This is a genomic window from Neobacillus soli NBRC 102451 (assembly GCF_001591665.1).
Lineage (GTDB): Bacteria > Bacillota > Bacilli > Bacillales > Cytobacillaceae > Neobacillus > Neobacillus soli.
On the sequence record NZ_BCVI01000090.1, the window covers coordinates 1 to 15,834 of the forward strand.

Consider the following 15,834-nt stretch of genomic DNA (forward strand, 5'->3'; position numbering starts at 1 on the left):
AGGCTTTCATTTACCCTAATCAAATAAATTAATTAGTTTCGGTCAATGAAAGAGGCATCATTTTCCCCTACACGGGCAAAAAAGAGTGAAAGTGTTTTTAACAACGCCTTCTTTTTTAACACATAAATAAAGCTCTGGATGCTAGTCACCCAGCACTTATTTATTTGCGACTTCCGCTGAAAAATATGGGAGCATCGTCTACATCTTTTAGCCATCGATGCTCGGGAGCATTTCTATCTTTCTTAATCCAAACATCCCCTTCTATTCCCTTTCGATACCAGGTTAAATAGGACCCAACCACTTGAGGTCGAAGGTCTCTCTCGCTCTTCTTTGGGAAAGAGAATTGCTTCTGTTCTCCTGACTTTATATTTACGACATATAAAGTTGAAAACATGGTTGGAACAGGTCCCTCTTTCCACTTTTTATTTTCCTTTGCACGAGCAACAATCACCTCATCCGGGGATAGCCATTCAAGATCAAGGTCAACATATCCTTTAGGTGTGTATTCCTTTTGTTGCTTTGAGATGGGAATGTCGGCAACCGTTGTTTTTTTATCTTGAACAAGGAATCTGCCTTCACCAGAAATGTAAGCTAATTTATTTTCAATAGGAGACCATTTCATCCAATCTTTATCTATCAGCATTTTCCCCACCGATTGAAAGTGTTTCCCGGCATGCGATAGTACACATAGTGTATTGCTATCATTGGACAATGACGCTGTTGGTATAGCAAGAAAACTGACCCATTTATGGTCTGCACTCCACTTAAAAAGAGCCGCATCTATCGCAAATAAATCAGCTTCATCAGTTTTAATGGTATAGAAAGGCTTAATCTTTTTAGTATTAAGGTTTGCATTTGCTGGTAGTTTGAAAAGATGAATCGGTTCCCAGCCAGTAGGCAGCAAATTGGATTATGATGAAACGATGAATTCCTTTCCGTTTGGAAACCAGACAAAATCACTCACCCCAAGGGAAACATTCTCAAATCCCATTGGGCGCCCATTCTCTATTTTTGTAATATTAAGTAAGCCACGGTCAGTGTAAGCCAGTTGATTGGAGATAGGCGACCATTTAAAATTTCTTGTTTCTACCGTGGTCACGTATGGCTGATAGCTTCCTTTTTGATTTGTATCATAGATAAACAAAGAGGTCTTTTCTCCATTTTCGTAACCACCTAAATAGGCAATGAATCGACCATCGTGTGACCACTTCGGAGAAGAAACATTCCGGTCTGTTGTAAGTTGCGATTCTTTATCACCCTCAATCATCCAAAGCTGATGATCTCTAATGAAAGCTGCTTTTAGTGGCACTTTGGCCTCAGCAAACGGTGAAAAAGTCAGAAAGCTTATCATAAAATAAATAAGAGCCTCAATCCCATCAATCATCCCTCCTAATAATAGGATGTCCGGATTAAGAATTATGATTTCACTAATTTATCTATTTCACATCTTTAAGCTGCCTGTGCTACCATCATTGGGAAGAAAAAATTCGGCGGAAAATTTTGAAGTATAGCACAACTTCATTCATTTTGGTAAAATCATCTAAAAGAGCTGGGGGAAATCCATGATTACATATCCACATATAAAAAAGGGTGCCACAATTGGAGTAACCGCACCTTCATCAGGTGTTCCCACTGAATTACATGAACTACTCAAACTTGCATGCAGCCAAATGGAGCGGAGAGGATTTCGGATTAGCTGTGGAGATACGGTTTGGACGCAAAACAAGGCCAAATCTGCCCCTGCCCTAAAACGTGCCGAAGAATTTAATGCAATGATGGACGAAAGTGAAATCGACATCATCATCCCACCATGGGGCGGCGAGTTATTAATTGAAATTCTCGAACATATTGACTATGAAAATATAAAAAACAAGTGGGTATTAGGCTACTCCGATATTAGCGGACTTTTATTAGCCATCACTTTAAAGACAGGAATTGCGACGGCTCATGGCACAAATCTAATCGATTTAAGAGGAGAATTTTCAGACGAAACAACAGCTATGTGGCAATCCGTTTTATCGACAAACACGGGAGAAACTGTTCTTCAACATTCCTCAGACAACTATCAAAAGGAATGGCAGCACGATCATCCTTCTCCCTGTGTTTTTCATTTGACCGAACAAACCTCTTGGAAAACTGTCTCCAATCGCAAAGTGAAGTTACAGGGCCGTTTACTTGGCGGTTGTATAGACATTATCAGACATCTGGTGGGTACGCCATTCGGTGATGTGCAGAACTTTAGAAAACAACATATCCATGGTGAGCCTGTCATTTGGTATTTAGAAAACTGTGAAATGAACACAGCTGACCTACGTAGATCTTTGGTACAAATGAAGTTAGCCGACTGGTTTGACCAATGTGAAGGACTGCTGTTTGGCCGAAGTCCTGCCAATATGCCCGTGAATAACTATACGGTTGAAGATGTTTACAAAGACCTTGCTGACGAACTCGAAATTCCGATTATTTATGATATCGATTGCGGCCATGTTCCCCCGCAGATTACCTTCATTAACGGGGCTTATGCAGAGGTGGAAATCGCAGAAGGTAAAGGAACCGTATGGCAAACTTTTCGGCCGTAATTGACCGGAGCAAGTTTTTTCATTACTTTAAGGGGGGCATTAACTTGAAAGGGAAAATGAGATTCATCATGGCCATGCTCATTTTTGGGAGCATCGGGGTATTTGTAAAAAAGATTGATCTGACTTCAAGTGAAATTGCCTTTTTACGGGGAGTAATTGGTAGTCTATTCCTGCTCCTTGCCAGTTTCCTAGTCAAACATAAGCCGTCGTTTAAAGCGTTAAAAGAAAATGCCGTTCTGCTCCTGCTTTCGGGGGTGGCGATTGGCTTTAATTGGATCTTTCTCTTTGAATCCTATCGGTATACGACAATTTCCAACGCCACCATTAGCTATTACTTTGCTCCAATATTTGTGATGATGTTGGCACCATGGATTCTGAAAGAAAAGCTAACAAGTGTAAAGGTTGTTTGTATCATCGCAGCCATGATTGGTCTATTCTTAATCGTCAATCCTGGAGCAGGCGATTCGGGCGGGTCACAGAATCACGCAACAGGTATTTTCTATGGCCTTTTAGCGGCAGCGTTTTATGCAAGTGTGGTATTAATGAATAAATTTATCAAAAATTTATCTGGGTTTGAAATTACGTTAGTGCAATTGATGGCAGCCGCTTTGGTCCTGTTACCGTATGTATGGTGGCAAGAGAATCTGACCTTTACCGGATTAAACTCAACATCGATTATATTTATTCTTATACTCGGTATTGTGCATACGGGGTTTGCCTATTTTTTATATTTCACGTCCTTCCAAGAGTTAAAAGGGCAAACGATTGCCGTTCTTAGCTACATCGATCCCATTTCCGCCGTCATCATCGCAGCGATTTTCTTAAGAGAAGGCATGACTCTGATTCAAATAATTGGCGGTGCCCTTGTACTCGGCTCTACTTTTTTAAGTGAAAAACTGGAGTTAAAATCCGCGAAAAAAGCGCAGACACCCACTACATCACCGTAGTGGGTGTTCTCGTTTATTTTGGAAAAAGCGAAGCATCACAAGTATAACGGTTTCATATTAATGGAAATAAACCAAATAACCATTTACATTATATTACATATATACTAAAATATAATTGAGTAAAAAATATTTTAGTAAAAAATAATTTATTAAAAGGAGGGAAAGTTTGAACATGAGCCTATTAGATATTTATTTACAGAAAAACGAAAAGAAACGATACGATGTATACAAAGAAACTGGAATAAGTCAGCAAATGCTTTCAAGCGTAAACAAGAAAAATGTCAGCAGTTATTCAGTCAAAACGATTCAAGCTATCGCGAAAACAGTCAAGAAAAGTGAAGGGACTGTGCTTGACGAATTATTACGGTTAGAAAATGAAAATGCTTATTTCGAAGTTTTTAATGCTGAAGATTTACTATTAGCCTTTGAAAATAAGGAATCGTATATTGTAATCAAAGGCGAATATAAAAAGGAAATGGAGGAATTAGCCAAATCACAACTTTCAGAAACAGAAACATTAGGTTTAGAATTAGGCTCTGCTGGATTGGTGACTGTTTTTGCAGAAGTAATTATGCAATTAGTAGATTTATTCATTAATAAAAATGATGACAAAAGGAAAATTGAGAGCCAAGTCCGTAAATATAAATTTAAAAAGGTTAATAAAAATGAAATCCTTTTGTATTTGCGCCAATTAGATTATTGAAATCCAAATTTCACAAGAAACCACCTTGTGAATTTGGATGTGATTTGTTCAGATTTTAAATTCTTTTAACAAGCATCCCCTCAATGTCAGCAACATTTAATTCAGCGAAAATTGGTTTTAATTCAAGTAAGCTATCGATTATTATATCTGCTTGTGCGAGTTCATCCTCTTGAGCAAAATCAAACTTACAGCCAATCGAAATTAGCCTATTGTTTTTTGCAGCGTTAATATCTGATAATCGATCGCCGATTACGGCGCCCTTTTCCATTTGGTATTTCATTAAGATTGATTTGACTAAATCAGCTTTATCTTGAGTTGGAATTTGTTGAATACTGAATGTTTCCATCACCCATTTATCTAGGTTGTAATAATCCACTATTGTTTTTAAGTATTCTCTTTGCCCGTTACTGGCTATGTATATGGAACAATTATTATTTTTTAGATAATCGAATACTTCCTCTACATGCGGATATAGAGCGCCATTTCCCTCATTAATATTCGCGACCAATTTCTCATGGAAAAATTCATTTGCTTGTTCTCGGACCTCGTTTGAATGTGTAGGTAATAGGGTTTCCCATACAACTGGTAAAGAAACTCCCATTATTTCACGATATTTTTCAATCGGGGTTTCTTTTTCCCATAATTGCATAGTTCTTAACTGATTAAATGTATCTTCAAGTGATATTTCTAAAATTTTGTTCGTTTGAAATAGTGTCCCATCCAAATCGAATATCAACGCAAGCGTCATTCTGTTCTCCCCTTTAACGTTTCAAAAAAACTCTACTCATCAACTTAGCAAACTGCTGCTTCACGAATTCGGATAAGTTGCTTGCAAAAACTGGACGGATTGCTTAATTAGCTCCTGTAACACAGCCATATCGATGTCTGCTACCTTATTGATGTAGACACAGCCTTTTCCTGTCGTATGTTTTCCAAAGTCCTTAAGCAATTCCTCCCGTTTTGTCTCACCCGGAGCAAAGTACAAACTAATTTTTGCCTTTCGCGGCGAAAACCCGACTAAAGGGGCATCTCCTTCATGACCCGATTCATATTTATAATGATAAGAACCAAACCCAATAATACTTGGTCCCCACATTTTCGCGTCATATCCTGTCGTTTCCGTAAAAATATCTACTAGTTTATAGGCGTCCTCACGCTTTTTCGGACTTTCGACATTCTCAATAAACTCCACGACACTATGATCCGTTTCCTTTGTCTTTTGCTGATAGGCCATAATAATCACTCCTAGTCTTTCAATTAATTGATTAATACTCAAATACATTATTGGCAAATGGAACAAAATACAGACAATGATTAATCCTTCAGGGAATTTTCCTTCTTATTAATGGATTGGGTCCATCCATTAACAGAAAAAGCACAACAAACTGCAAAAAATAATACGGCACCGAACCAGAATGTAACGTTTTCAGGAAGCAGTTTAATGAACGGAATCGAAAAATACCCAGTATTTTTTAGGTAGGCTCCTATTAAATTGCTGATAATTAGGAGCCCCCCAAGGAACAGTACTTTTACAACCAAATCCTTTATTTTGAATTTCGACCCCTTATCCCATTGTAAAAGTAAAATAAACGCTATGATTCCCAAGATACTGCTCAACGAATCCCCCCCTAACTTTTTCATTTACCTGGCAAGCTCCCTTTTTCTCTTTTTGGTCAATGGGATGATCTTTCATTTACCGTGAAGGCTTATTTTTTCTCTTTTCGGTCAATGAAACGGTCCTTCATTTACCGTGAAGGCTTATTTTTCCTCCTTTCGGTCAATGAAACGGTCCTTCATTTACCGTGAAGGCTTTTTTTTCCTCTTTTCGGTCAATGAAACGGTCCTTCATTTACCGGGCAGACTCCCTTTTTCTATTTTCGGTCAATGAAACGCTTGTAGGCCATTGTTTATATATAAAATTCTTGCGCTAAAGGTTAATTAACAATTTATGATTTTCAATTATTTTGATGGCGGATTTCATTGATTCATTTGATAGTTTGTTTTTGTTTGTACTTTTTAAAATAGTTTCCAATTTATCGCATAATTTAATTTGTTTAATGTGGGCATCCGTTTGCTTTAAGGCATATGAAAGAGCTATTAATGGCCTTTTATTCTCAGCGACAACACCTTTATTGTCCTTTACTATATACCACACATTATTTTCCTTAACTGCTTTTAACTCGACTCTAGATGGCTTTTTTTCTTCTTTTATGTAATTCCTGCTTAATGAATGGGCATCCTGTAAATACTTTTTATCTTTAGCTTCATCTTTAAAATTAATTTTAATCAGTGGTCTAGCTTGATTTGTTTTATTACAATGATAGATAGGGTAATCAGAATGTCTTGAAATTAACTCCAGATAAAGGTTTCTTATATGTAGGAAGTAATTATTAGACTCTTGTTTAGCAAAAAAATTGCTTCTAGTAAACTCTGTATTTTCGTTATACAGCAGAGTACTATATAGTTTTTGATTATCCGTGTAAATATCTATTATTTCATTTTTATGTAAATCGTTTTCCCTGATTATTTCCAATGTTTTCTCAAGTGCATATCCTTCTGCTATACTTGAAGAAGGATTATTATGCTCCACCTTAAAATGATGCTTTTCAATAAAGCCAAATTCATTCACTTTAACAATACCTGCACCTATCATATTATCTTTCGTTGAGCCATCAATATAAAACTCTATCACTCTTTACACCCGCTTTTCTTTCATATCCATTATTGACATAAATCGAATACCAGCTTCATTAACTTCCTCGTTAGTTGTCTTATGTAAATTTTAGCATATTATACCTTTTAAGGAAGCATATAAAAATATTGAACATTTGTAATAAAAGAGAAAAAATGAAACTACCTGTTAAAACACAGCAGAAATTGACAGGATTAAATTTATTCTTGCTGTTAGTATCTATTTAAGGGGTGAGCAATATGGGATGGGTCGAGTCATTGCAGAGGGCAATCGATTATATGGAGGAGCATCTACTGGATGATCTTTCTATGGAAGATATAGCGAAACAAGCGCATGTATCCGAATTTCACTTTCAACGTACTTTTACCATTTTAACGGATATCTCTGTAGGAGAATATCTTCGGCGCAGACGGTTAACACTGGCTGCCCAGGAACTCTCTAATACAGGCTGCAGAATTATTGATATTGCCTTGAAATATGGCTACGATACTCCCGAGGCTTTTTCAAAAGCATTTCGCAGACAGCATGGCCTAACACCCAGTCAAGCCCGAAATAACACTGGAAAGCTAAAATCGTACAACCGCCTGAGCATTCAGGTGACATTGAAAGGAGCAGAACCTATGAAATATAAAATTGTCGAAAAAGAAAGTTTCCATGTAGTTGGTGTCAAGCGAGAATTTTCATGTGTTAATGGGGAGAATTTAGCTGGGATACCCAAAATGTGGGATGATGTCCATGTTGATGGAACCAACGACTTATTATTCAGTTTGAATAATGGGGAAATGAAAGGTGTCATTGGAGTATGTGTCGATAAGCGAGACATACAATCGCAATTAATGGATTACTGGATTGCTACAGAACATGATGGGGCCACCCCTGTAGGTTTATCGGAGCTTGAATTACCTGCGTCTAAGTGGGGCGTATTTGAAGTTCACGGTCCAATGCCAGATGCCATTCAGAAAGTATGGAAACAAATCTTCTCCGAATGGTTCCCATCCAGCCATTACGAGCATGCAGGCACACCTGAGTTAGAAGTTTATTCAGACGGAAATCCATCGAGCCCTGATTATTACTCGGAAATTTGGATTCCATTAATGTAAAAAATTAATTGTATGTCTTTTAAATCAAACGTTTGATTAATCTCTGCAGTGCATAACTATCAAGGGTCAGGTGATATGATCAAACGTTTGATTAGTTTTTTGGGGGATTAAAGGTTATTCTTCTTAAGTAGAAAAAATTTAGTTGAAGGATGATTTGCACAGAGTGGTGGTTTGCCTCAAAATACGCCCCTTTTTTACATTTCGGCAAAAACTGCCGAAATTCAAGAAGTGACCAGACTTGTGGTTATACCTGAAGATGTCTTTTGAATATGGCTAATTCTCTTTCATTTTTGACTGTCTTTTCCCAAATGTGGTCCTGGTCTGCTCTCATATCAATAAGAACTCTTTTAATATCAGTAATATCACCTTTCATACTCGAAAGATCTTCCCTCATTAAATGTTGTTCTTGAGCCAAAGATTGTATATCCTGATGCATTATTTGTTGTTCCTGCCGCATTGTTTGTTGTTCCTGCAGCATTGTTTGTTGTTCCTGACTCATGTTTTGCAACTTCTGATTCATATTACCCACTATTGAAATTAAACTTGTTAACATTTCTTCCATTCTGTCTACTTTCTTTTCCACTTCCAATCCCTCCTTTCTTTTCTTCATTATACTAGTTCACCATTAAATTGACCATGCCAAATGAAGGATGGTTATGACAAACTTCGACCATTTCCCCCTATAAACAAGGTCCAGATAAGGGTAAAGAAATTTACCGCTCTCTCTGTACTTCTTTGTTCTCTTAATGCTAAAGTATAAATAGGAGCTCATATGCGAAAACTTTCAAGTGTAACTTAACTAGTAGATAGGGAGAGAAGCAAATGATTAATAAAATCGGTCAAATTATGCTTTATGTTAATAACCAAGATGAGACAGTGAAATTTTGGACTGAGAAGGTTGGATTTAGCGTTATTTCTGAGCAAGATAACGGCCAAGGAATGCGCTGGATTGAAATTGCGCCAACCAAGGAAGCAGAAACGAGTATCGTTCTTCACAGTAAGGAATTAATTGCTAAAATGCAGCCTGAATTAAATCTTAATACACCTTCGTTAATGTTTTTCTCGGAAAATATTGATCAATTATATAAAGACCTTCAGGATAAAAATATCACAGTCGGACAAATGGTCACTATGCCAGGTGGTAAAGTCTTTAACTTTGCTGATAACGAAGAAAATTACTTTGCCGTTATGGAAAAAAAGTAAACCGGATAATAAAGAGTTGCTCATGAGCAGCTCTTTTTCTTACTTTCGAGATCAGTCCCCCGTCACTATGAAACTTTTGATTAGTCTTTTCAGCCCATATGCATGATTCCATTCATCTTTGGTAAAGTAAAAAGCAATTCGTTTTTGAAATGAGGGATTTTTATTAATATATTGTGGGATTTCGATGGGACTCTTTTTGACACCTATCCAGCTCTTGTTGACGGATTTATTCGCCTAAGCCAACAAGAACTCAACCGCAGCGAGGTTTTAGATTGGCTAAAGGTGGATTCCATAACTGCATTTAAACACTATGGAATTGACATGAGCCAAAGGGAAGAATACCAAAAGCTACATAGTTATTATTCAAAAATGAACAGCAGACCGTTTGAGCATTTAGAGGATGTTTTATCTTCAGTTGATAATAATATTATTGTGACTCATCGAGATAAGGAATCCACTACTTTTCTTCTTGAAAAATTCAATTTAGCAAAATACTTTAGAGAAATTGTATCCGTTGAAGAACAGGGATTCACTAGGAAGCCTCATCATTCTTCGTATGAGTATGTCTTAAAAAATCACCAAATTGATTTGGTTGTGGGTGACCGTGATTTAGATTTGATTCCTGCTAGAAATTTAAATATTAAAACCGTTGCCTTTCAAAATCAAAACATTGAGGCGGATTTTTATATTGATAGCTATGCAGATTTTATTCCTTTAGTCCTTCAACCTCTCCAGGACAAAACAAAGCTGTAAAAAAGCACCATTATGATATAATTTTAGAAGGTTTGTTTTTCAGAGAGGAGTTCTGTTAGTGGAGTTACAAAAGTCTAGTGCTCATACAAAATCAACATACACTTTTTTGCTTGTTACGGGGATTATTCTTGTAGCCTTTAATTTGCGCCCAGCGATTACATCATTAGGACCGTTAGTTGGTATGATTCAGGAGGATGTTGGATTAGCCCATTGGAGTGCAGGCTTATTAATGAGTTTGCCTTTAATTGTGTTTGCCCTCATGTCACCCATTGTTCCCAAACTGGCCAATCGGTTAACAAATGAGCGGACTTTACTAATAGGTTTAATCCTTCTATTAATTGGTCTAGGAATTCGCTCGATCCCTATGACGTTTTTTCTTTTCTCCGGGACTCTTCTTGTTGGAGCAGGTATAGCGATTGGAAATGTTCTTTTGCCCGCCGTTTGTAAGGATAAATTCCCACACAAATTCGGTCTAATGACAAGTGTTTATTCAACCTCAATGGGATTGATTGCCTCATTAGCCTCAGGAGTTAGCGTTCCTTTAGCAGAAGGTTTAACCCTTGGCTGGCAGGGAGCCCTGATTGTTTGGGGGATACCGGTAGTTGCAGCAATCTTGGTTTGGGTTTTTCTTCTCAAATTTAATCAAGGCAGTCAAAAAGATGCAAACAGGATTAGCTCTAGCTCTAGTCAAATCTGGCGTTCACCTCTTGCCTGGCAAATCGCCATTTTTATGGGGTTTCAGTCCTTTTTATTTTACGTAACGATCTCTTGGTTGCCTGAAATCTTACATAGTCACGGTATGAGTATGGGAGCTGCAGGTTGGATGCTTTCATTTACCCAAATAGTAGGATTACCGGCTAGTTTCTTCATCCCTGTTATCGCAGGACGTTTTCGTTCCCAAATATGGATCGCCTGCATGTTAAGTCTGTGCTCATTGGTTGGTTACGGAGGATTACTATTAGGCTCATCGTACCCCATTTTCATCGTAAGTATTGTTTTTATTGGGATTGGTTTGGGAGGAAGCTTTCCATTAGCTCTAAGCTATATCGGCCTTCGCGCCAGGAATGGTGCCCAGGCTGCGGAGTTATCGGGAATGGCCCAATCTACTGGTTATATCCTTGCAGCAGTAGGTCCCTTGTTTATTGGATATTTATTTGATAAAACCCATATGTGGACCATTCCATTGATCACACTCATCATAACTTCCGTACTCGTTATGTTATTTGGGATGCTTTCGGGGCGTAACCGATATGTATAAAAGCGAACAGGGACTGTTCGCTTTTTTTATGACCGGTCAGGCTCCGTCTTAATTCTTACAAAGTGCATCTGCCAGCCATTTGACCCGTTCTTCATCGAAAGACTTGGACTGCTCTAGCATCTCAAGTTATTTACAAATTAAAAAGAAAACTGTGACACTCTATTACAAACGAAGGGTAAATTATGCAAATAAAATAAGAGGTATCCAGTACGGAGAATAAGGAAACAATTAACATGAGGTATTTGAAACCTTTCAGGGACTTAAACGTATAAAGTATTATCCGTACAAAGCTTTGTACGGTCATAAAAAAATACTATAGGCAGGAGATTTACATTGGGCTCAAACATTTTACTCATTGGATCTTATTTAGTTGAAGGGTACTATTGGCTAATCTTAATCGCTATTTTTGGTTCTTGGTTTCCTAAATTTCATACATCAAAGGTTGCGGAATGGATTTACAAGCTAGTTGGCCCTTATTTAAACTTCTTTAGGCGGTTTATCCCTCCGCTTGGTCCAATTGATTTTTCACCTATCATCGCATTATTGGCTTTAAAATATCTTGGCGCATTTGCTCTAGAAGGCCTTCGCCAATCATTGAATGTTATAGGAATTTAAGAGGACATAGGCTTACTAATATAATTTTAAAACGGCAGTGATTTCGCTGCCGTTTTATTATGCAAAAATACGTTAACGCTTTACTGCGCTGGGGGTCAGGCACAAATTTTTATAGAATTGACTCTTGAGCGACTTAGGAATAACAACACTTTTGATGGTGCTTACGACACATTTTCATGTACTAATGACATATTTTTTGACATTTATGACGTAAATCCGAGCACTTATGACGTATTTTTAGCAACTTACGGCATTTACTGGATATCAATTGGAAATTACTTAAATTTTTATTTGACTTTATTATAGAGTATTGGCAGTTAGCGGCTTAAAATTAGTAACTAGAATAACTCTACTTGGACGTTCCTCCCCTACTCGATGTTTGAGGATTCATGGCACCTGCATTTATCCAATTTACGTTTCTAAGCATCGCATCTTTTGACCAATCAGCGGGCATTTCTTGATCTGTAATCACGCGATCAATTGATGAGAATGATCCTATATGAAAAAGAGCCTTCTGATTCATTTTGGAAGAATCTGTTACAACATAAACACTACTTGATCTTTTCATCATAATAGTAGATGCAGTTGCTTTATCAATATTGAAATCACATATTCCATCTTTGCTAATTCCTCCACATGAAATAAACGCTTTATCAAAATAAAAATGTTCTAATAACTGATTGGTTAATGGTCCACTGATTGATCGTTGCAGTGGATTTGATGTTCCTCCAATTACGATTACATTGCCATCAAATTGTTGATTTTCTAATCGATTATTTAAGATTTCAGCTGCTGCTAATGAGTTGGTCACAATCGTGATATTTTTTACATTTTTAATTGACATTGCAATATGTAAGGTTGTTGACCCTACATCTAGAGCAACTGTTTCTCCATCCATAATGAAAGTTGCGGCGGCTTCTCCTATCAATTTTTTTTCATTATGAGCGATGCCGATTTTTATATTAAAATGAGGTTCTTTCATCAAACCAAAATACTGAATAGCCCCACCGTGAATTCTGCGCAGTTTCTTTTTCTCCTCAAGCACACTTAAATCTTTTCGAATCGTTTCTGGTGTTACGTTTAATTTAATGGCTAAATCCACTACATTAATTTTATTTTTCATCTCGAGTTCCCTAATGATTACTCTATATCTTTCTGTAATTACATGCATATTCATACAATCTCTCAATGCCTCCATCATTTAAATATGTTTTGTTTTAACCAATTATATGAACTGAATATAACAAACCGCTTACGAAAATATTAAGTTTTGTAAATTAGTCAAAAATGAAGTATAAAACAAAATCAAAAAGCATCTATTTCATCGACCTTTACTACTATAAGTAATCTGAATATTTCTGCAAAAAGAACTATTTTGCCGTTTTATTTGGCTAGATTGCTTTCTGTTTTCTGTTTTTTCTTTGTTTATTTTACTTACCTTTCTAGCCCGCTTAATACTCTATCAATATTTTTATCCTACGATGTAATAGTAGATGACGAGGAATAATTTTAAAAAATTGGAGGTAATTTTCATGAGTAATCAGGACCTAAACAAAGGGTTAGACAGAAGGAGTTTTATGAAAATCGGAGGAATGAGTACGCTCGCATTAACACTTGCGTCTACTGGATTACCCAGAGATTTATTTACTAACCATGTACATGCTGAAGAATCAGGAAGTGCTAAGCTTCAATTTAACTCCGATGGAAAGTATAAAGTTGTACAATTTAACGACACTCAGGATGATGAACGAATTGATCGCAGAACACTTGAACTTATGGAGAAAGTTCTTGACACAGAGAAGCCGGATTTTGTTGTTCTTAACGGTGACAATATTACAGGGGGCTGCGATTCTGAATTAGAGATGAAACAGGCCTTAAATAATGTAGCTCAACCAATGGAGAAAAGAGGAATTAAATGGGCAGTTACATTTGGAAATCATGATGAAGATTCTTCACCCAATAGTGGAATGTATGAGAATGACATGCTGAAGTTCTATATGAATTACAAATATAATATGAATGAACCTGGAGAAAAGGGCCTTACTGGAACAGGAAACATGAACCTTGTAATAAGAAAATCAAAAGGCAATAAAGCCGCATTCAACCTCTGGCTACTTGATAGTGGAAGATATGCACCAGCACAAATTGCCGGACAAGATTTTAAAGGATACCCTACTTGGGACTGGCTTCGTTTTAATCAAGTGAATTGGTATTATGAGAAATCCAAAAAACTTGAGAAGCAATACGGTTTTAAAGTGCCTTCACTTGTATTCATTCATATCCCTCTATGGGAACATCGTTTTATGTGGTATGGAAGTGTTGATAGCAGAACACAAGCTAACCATAATCTTGCAGCAGCAAAACATAATATAGTTGGAGAAAGAAATGAAGATGAATGTCCAGGGCCGGTTAACGGCGGTTTGTTTTCAGCCATGTTAGACAGAGGGGATGTTAAGGGCGTTTTCTGCGGACATGATCATGTAAACACCTACTGTGGCAACTATTATGGAATTTTGCTTGGCTATTCTGGTAACACAGGTTTTGGAACGTACGGTCTTTCTGGAGCTGATCGAAACAGACTTCGTGGAGCAAGAGTATTCAATTTAGATGAAAATAAAGAAGGGGTTCTTGTAGAAACCCATATGGTTTTCGCTAAGGACTATGGAATTGATTTAACAGCGAACGATCAAAGTATGGATCCTTTACCATTAAATAATGGAGGAAAAGGAAAAGGAAAAGGAAAAGAAAAAGAAAAAGCGGAGAAAGAATAAGTGTTGTTCATCTTATCCGTATCAATAGTTTAAAAATATTTTTCATGGAGGCAACATCATGTTACAAAATATAGGAGTACCTGGGCTAATTTTAATATTGATTATTGCTCTTATCATTTTTGGGCCATCTAAGTTACCTGAAATTGGGCGTGCATTTGGGAATACATTAAGAGAATTTAAAAGCTCAGCAAAGGATATTATGTCAGAGGAAAAAGAAGATCATGGTGATTCTAAGTAAAAGTGTCGAAGATGTAAGTTCAAAGCTTACATCTTCCTCTTATTTCTAAAAGGAAAGAGGGAGAGCCTAATATGAAAAATCAAGAGTTAACGGTTGTTTATCACCTTGGGGAATTAAGAAAGCGAATAATCATTACATTACTCACTTTTATCATTTTTTTATTTGGATCATTCATTTTTGTGCAGGAAATCTATGATTGGCTTATTCGTGATCTTAATCGTGAGTTAGCAGTATTAGGACCAACTGAAATCCTTAGTATATATTTTATGATTTCCGGAGTGAGTGCGTTCGCACTTACCATCCCAATTGCTGCGCATCAAACGTGGTTATTTGTAAAACCAGGACTAACGAAAAAAGAACGAAAAATAACATTAGCCTACATTCCAGGATTTTTTACTTTGTTTATAACAGGGCTTTCATTCGGTTATTTTGTTTTATATCCAATTGTCCTAAACTTTTTATTATCCTTATCTAAAGGCCAGTTTGAAACCATGTTTACGGTCGAAAAGTATTTTAAATTCATCATAAACTTAACACTGCCGTTTGGATTATTATTTGAAATACCGCTCATTGCCATGTTCCTTACCTCAATAGGCGTCATTAATCCAATGCTTTTGTCTAAAGCTAGAAAGATATCTTACTTTTTACTAACCATTATATCTGCTGTCATAACTCCACCTGATTTTATGTCACAAATATTAGTTCTCATACCACTAGTGGTTTTATATGAATTTAGTGTGACATTGTCTAAAATCGTATATCGTAAAAAAATTAAAAAGCAACAATCAGATAATAATATAATTCCTATGAAAAAAACGTCATAAAAAGACAGCAGGTTTTTCATTAATGGCAACAATAAAACGGTGCCTGTCCCCCCTCTTTACTGCATTGGGGGTCAGGCACCAACTTTAGAATGGGTTCGTTGCCAGCATGCTTGCTGTTTTCACATAAATGCGTGGATGCAATTTTAATTGA

General features: G+C 36.8%; 17 protein-coding genes and 1 pseudogene. 11 read left to right on the forward strand and 7 right to left on the reverse strand.

Annotation, left to right across the window (positions count from 1 at the left end):
- Positions 1-160: 160 nt before the first annotated feature.
- Positions 161-1,351 (reverse strand): annotated as a pseudogene (locus BSO02S_RS24715) (TolB family protein).
- A 211-nt stretch (positions 1,352-1,562) separates the two neighbouring features.
- Here BSO02S_RS24715 and BSO02S_RS24720 point away from each other — a divergent pair.
- From BSO02S_RS24720 to BSO02S_RS24730, 3 genes are all read left to right on the forward strand, one after another.
- The gene (locus BSO02S_RS24720) at positions 1,563-2,579 is read left to right on the forward strand and encodes a S66 family peptidase (protein ID WP_066074273.1); all 1,017 of its coding nucleotides are present in this window, start codon (positions 1,563-1,565) and stop codon (positions 2,577-2,579) included.
- A gap of 44 nt (positions 2,580-2,623) precedes the next feature.
- On the forward strand, positions 2,624-3,526 hold the full coding sequence (locus tag BSO02S_RS24725; protein ID WP_096190902.1) for a DMT family transporter: 903 nt from the start codon (positions 2,624-2,626) through the stop codon (positions 3,524-3,526).
- Positions 3,527-3,692: 166 nt separating this feature from the next.
- The gene (locus BSO02S_RS24730; RefSeq protein WP_218010621.1) at positions 3,693-4,229 is read left to right on the forward strand and encodes a hypothetical protein; all 537 of its coding nucleotides are present in this window, start codon (positions 3,693-3,695) and stop codon (positions 4,227-4,229) included.
- Positions 4,230-4,284: 55 nt separating this feature from the next.
- Here the strand turns inward: BSO02S_RS24730 and BSO02S_RS24735 are convergent, their stop codons facing one another.
- The 4 genes from BSO02S_RS24735 to BSO02S_RS24750 form a co-directional block, all read right to left on the reverse strand.
- Positions 4,285-4,977 carry an NIF family HAD-type phosphatase gene (locus BSO02S_RS24735; protein WP_066074276.1) on the reverse strand — a complete coding sequence of 231 codons (693 nt, stop codon included), beginning with the start codon at positions 4,975-4,977 and terminating at the stop codon, positions 4,285-4,287.
- 60 nt (positions 4,978-5,037) lie between these two features.
- Positions 5,038-5,463 (reverse strand): DUF1801 domain-containing protein, encoded by a 426-nt coding sequence (locus BSO02S_RS24740; protein ID WP_066074280.1) that lies wholly within the window; start codon positions 5,461-5,463, stop codon positions 5,038-5,040.
- Between the two features lie 80 nt (positions 5,464-5,543).
- Positions 5,544-5,846: a hypothetical protein gene (locus BSO02S_RS24745; RefSeq protein WP_066074285.1), complete on the reverse strand. Its 303-nt coding sequence runs from the start codon at positions 5,844-5,846 to the stop codon at positions 5,544-5,546.
- Positions 5,847-6,156: 310 nt separating this feature from the next.
- Positions 6,157-6,921, reverse strand: a complete 765-nt coding sequence (locus BSO02S_RS24750) for a ribonuclease H family protein (RefSeq protein ID WP_066074288.1) — start codon at positions 6,919-6,921, stop codon at positions 6,157-6,159.
- 239 nt (positions 6,922-7,160) lie between these two features.
- Between BSO02S_RS24750 and BSO02S_RS24755 the strand changes: the two genes are divergently transcribed.
- Positions 7,161-8,021 (forward strand): AraC family transcriptional regulator, encoded by an 861-nt coding sequence (locus tag BSO02S_RS24755; protein WP_066074291.1) that lies wholly within the window; start codon positions 7,161-7,163, stop codon positions 8,019-8,021.
- A 244-nt stretch (positions 8,022-8,265) separates the two neighbouring features.
- Here BSO02S_RS24755 and BSO02S_RS24760 read toward each other — a convergent pair whose 3' ends face one another.
- A complete protein-coding gene (locus BSO02S_RS24760; RefSeq protein WP_096190903.1) occupies positions 8,266-8,604 on the reverse strand; it encodes a DUF2203 family protein in 339 nt (112 codons plus the stop codon).
- A gap of 239 nt (positions 8,605-8,843) precedes the next feature.
- On the opposite strand from BSO02S_RS24760, the gene BSO02S_RS24765 reads away from it, so the two are divergent.
- From BSO02S_RS24765 to BSO02S_RS24780, 4 genes are all read left to right on the forward strand, one after another.
- The gene (locus BSO02S_RS24765; RefSeq protein WP_066074297.1) at positions 8,844-9,224 is read left to right on the forward strand and encodes a VOC family protein; all 381 of its coding nucleotides are present in this window, start codon (positions 8,844-8,846) and stop codon (positions 9,222-9,224) included.
- Between the two features lie 171 nt (positions 9,225-9,395).
- Positions 9,396-9,977: an HAD hydrolase-like protein gene (locus BSO02S_RS24770; protein ID WP_235847006.1), complete on the forward strand. Its 582-nt coding sequence runs from the start codon at positions 9,396-9,398 to the stop codon at positions 9,975-9,977.
- Between the two features lie 58 nt (positions 9,978-10,035).
- Complete coding sequence (locus BSO02S_RS24775; protein WP_066074304.1) at positions 10,036-11,235, forward strand: CynX/NimT family MFS transporter; 1,200 nt, start codon at positions 10,036-10,038, stop codon at positions 11,233-11,235.
- Between the two features lie 333 nt (positions 11,236-11,568).
- Complete coding sequence (locus BSO02S_RS24780) at positions 11,569-11,850, forward strand: YggT family protein (protein WP_235847007.1); 282 nt, start codon at positions 11,569-11,571, stop codon at positions 11,848-11,850.
- A 349-nt stretch (positions 11,851-12,199) separates the two neighbouring features.
- Here BSO02S_RS24780 and BSO02S_RS24785 read toward each other — a convergent pair whose 3' ends face one another.
- Positions 12,200-13,051 carry a DeoR/GlpR family DNA-binding transcription regulator gene (locus tag BSO02S_RS24785; RefSeq protein WP_342352010.1) on the reverse strand — a complete coding sequence of 284 codons (852 nt, stop codon included), beginning with the start codon at positions 13,049-13,051 and terminating at the stop codon, positions 12,200-12,202.
- Positions 13,052-13,382: 331 nt separating this feature from the next.
- Here BSO02S_RS24785 and BSO02S_RS24790 point away from each other — a divergent pair, with 331 nt between their 5' ends.
- From BSO02S_RS24790 to tatC, 3 genes are all read left to right on the forward strand, one after another.
- Positions 13,383-14,621: a metallophosphoesterase family protein gene (locus BSO02S_RS24790; protein WP_084375172.1), complete on the forward strand. Its 1,239-nt coding sequence runs from the start codon at positions 13,383-13,385 to the stop codon at positions 14,619-14,621.
- A 58-nt stretch (positions 14,622-14,679) separates the two neighbouring features.
- Positions 14,680-14,859, forward strand: a complete 180-nt coding sequence (gene tatA, locus BSO02S_RS24795) for a twin-arginine translocase TatA/TatE family subunit (protein WP_066074310.1) — start codon at positions 14,680-14,682, stop codon at positions 14,857-14,859.
- 71 nt (positions 14,860-14,930) lie between these two features.
- A complete protein-coding gene (tatC, locus tag BSO02S_RS24800; protein ID WP_066074314.1) occupies positions 14,931-15,683 on the forward strand; it encodes a twin-arginine translocase subunit TatC in 753 nt (250 codons plus the stop codon).
- Positions 15,684-15,834: the final 151 nt, after the last annotated feature.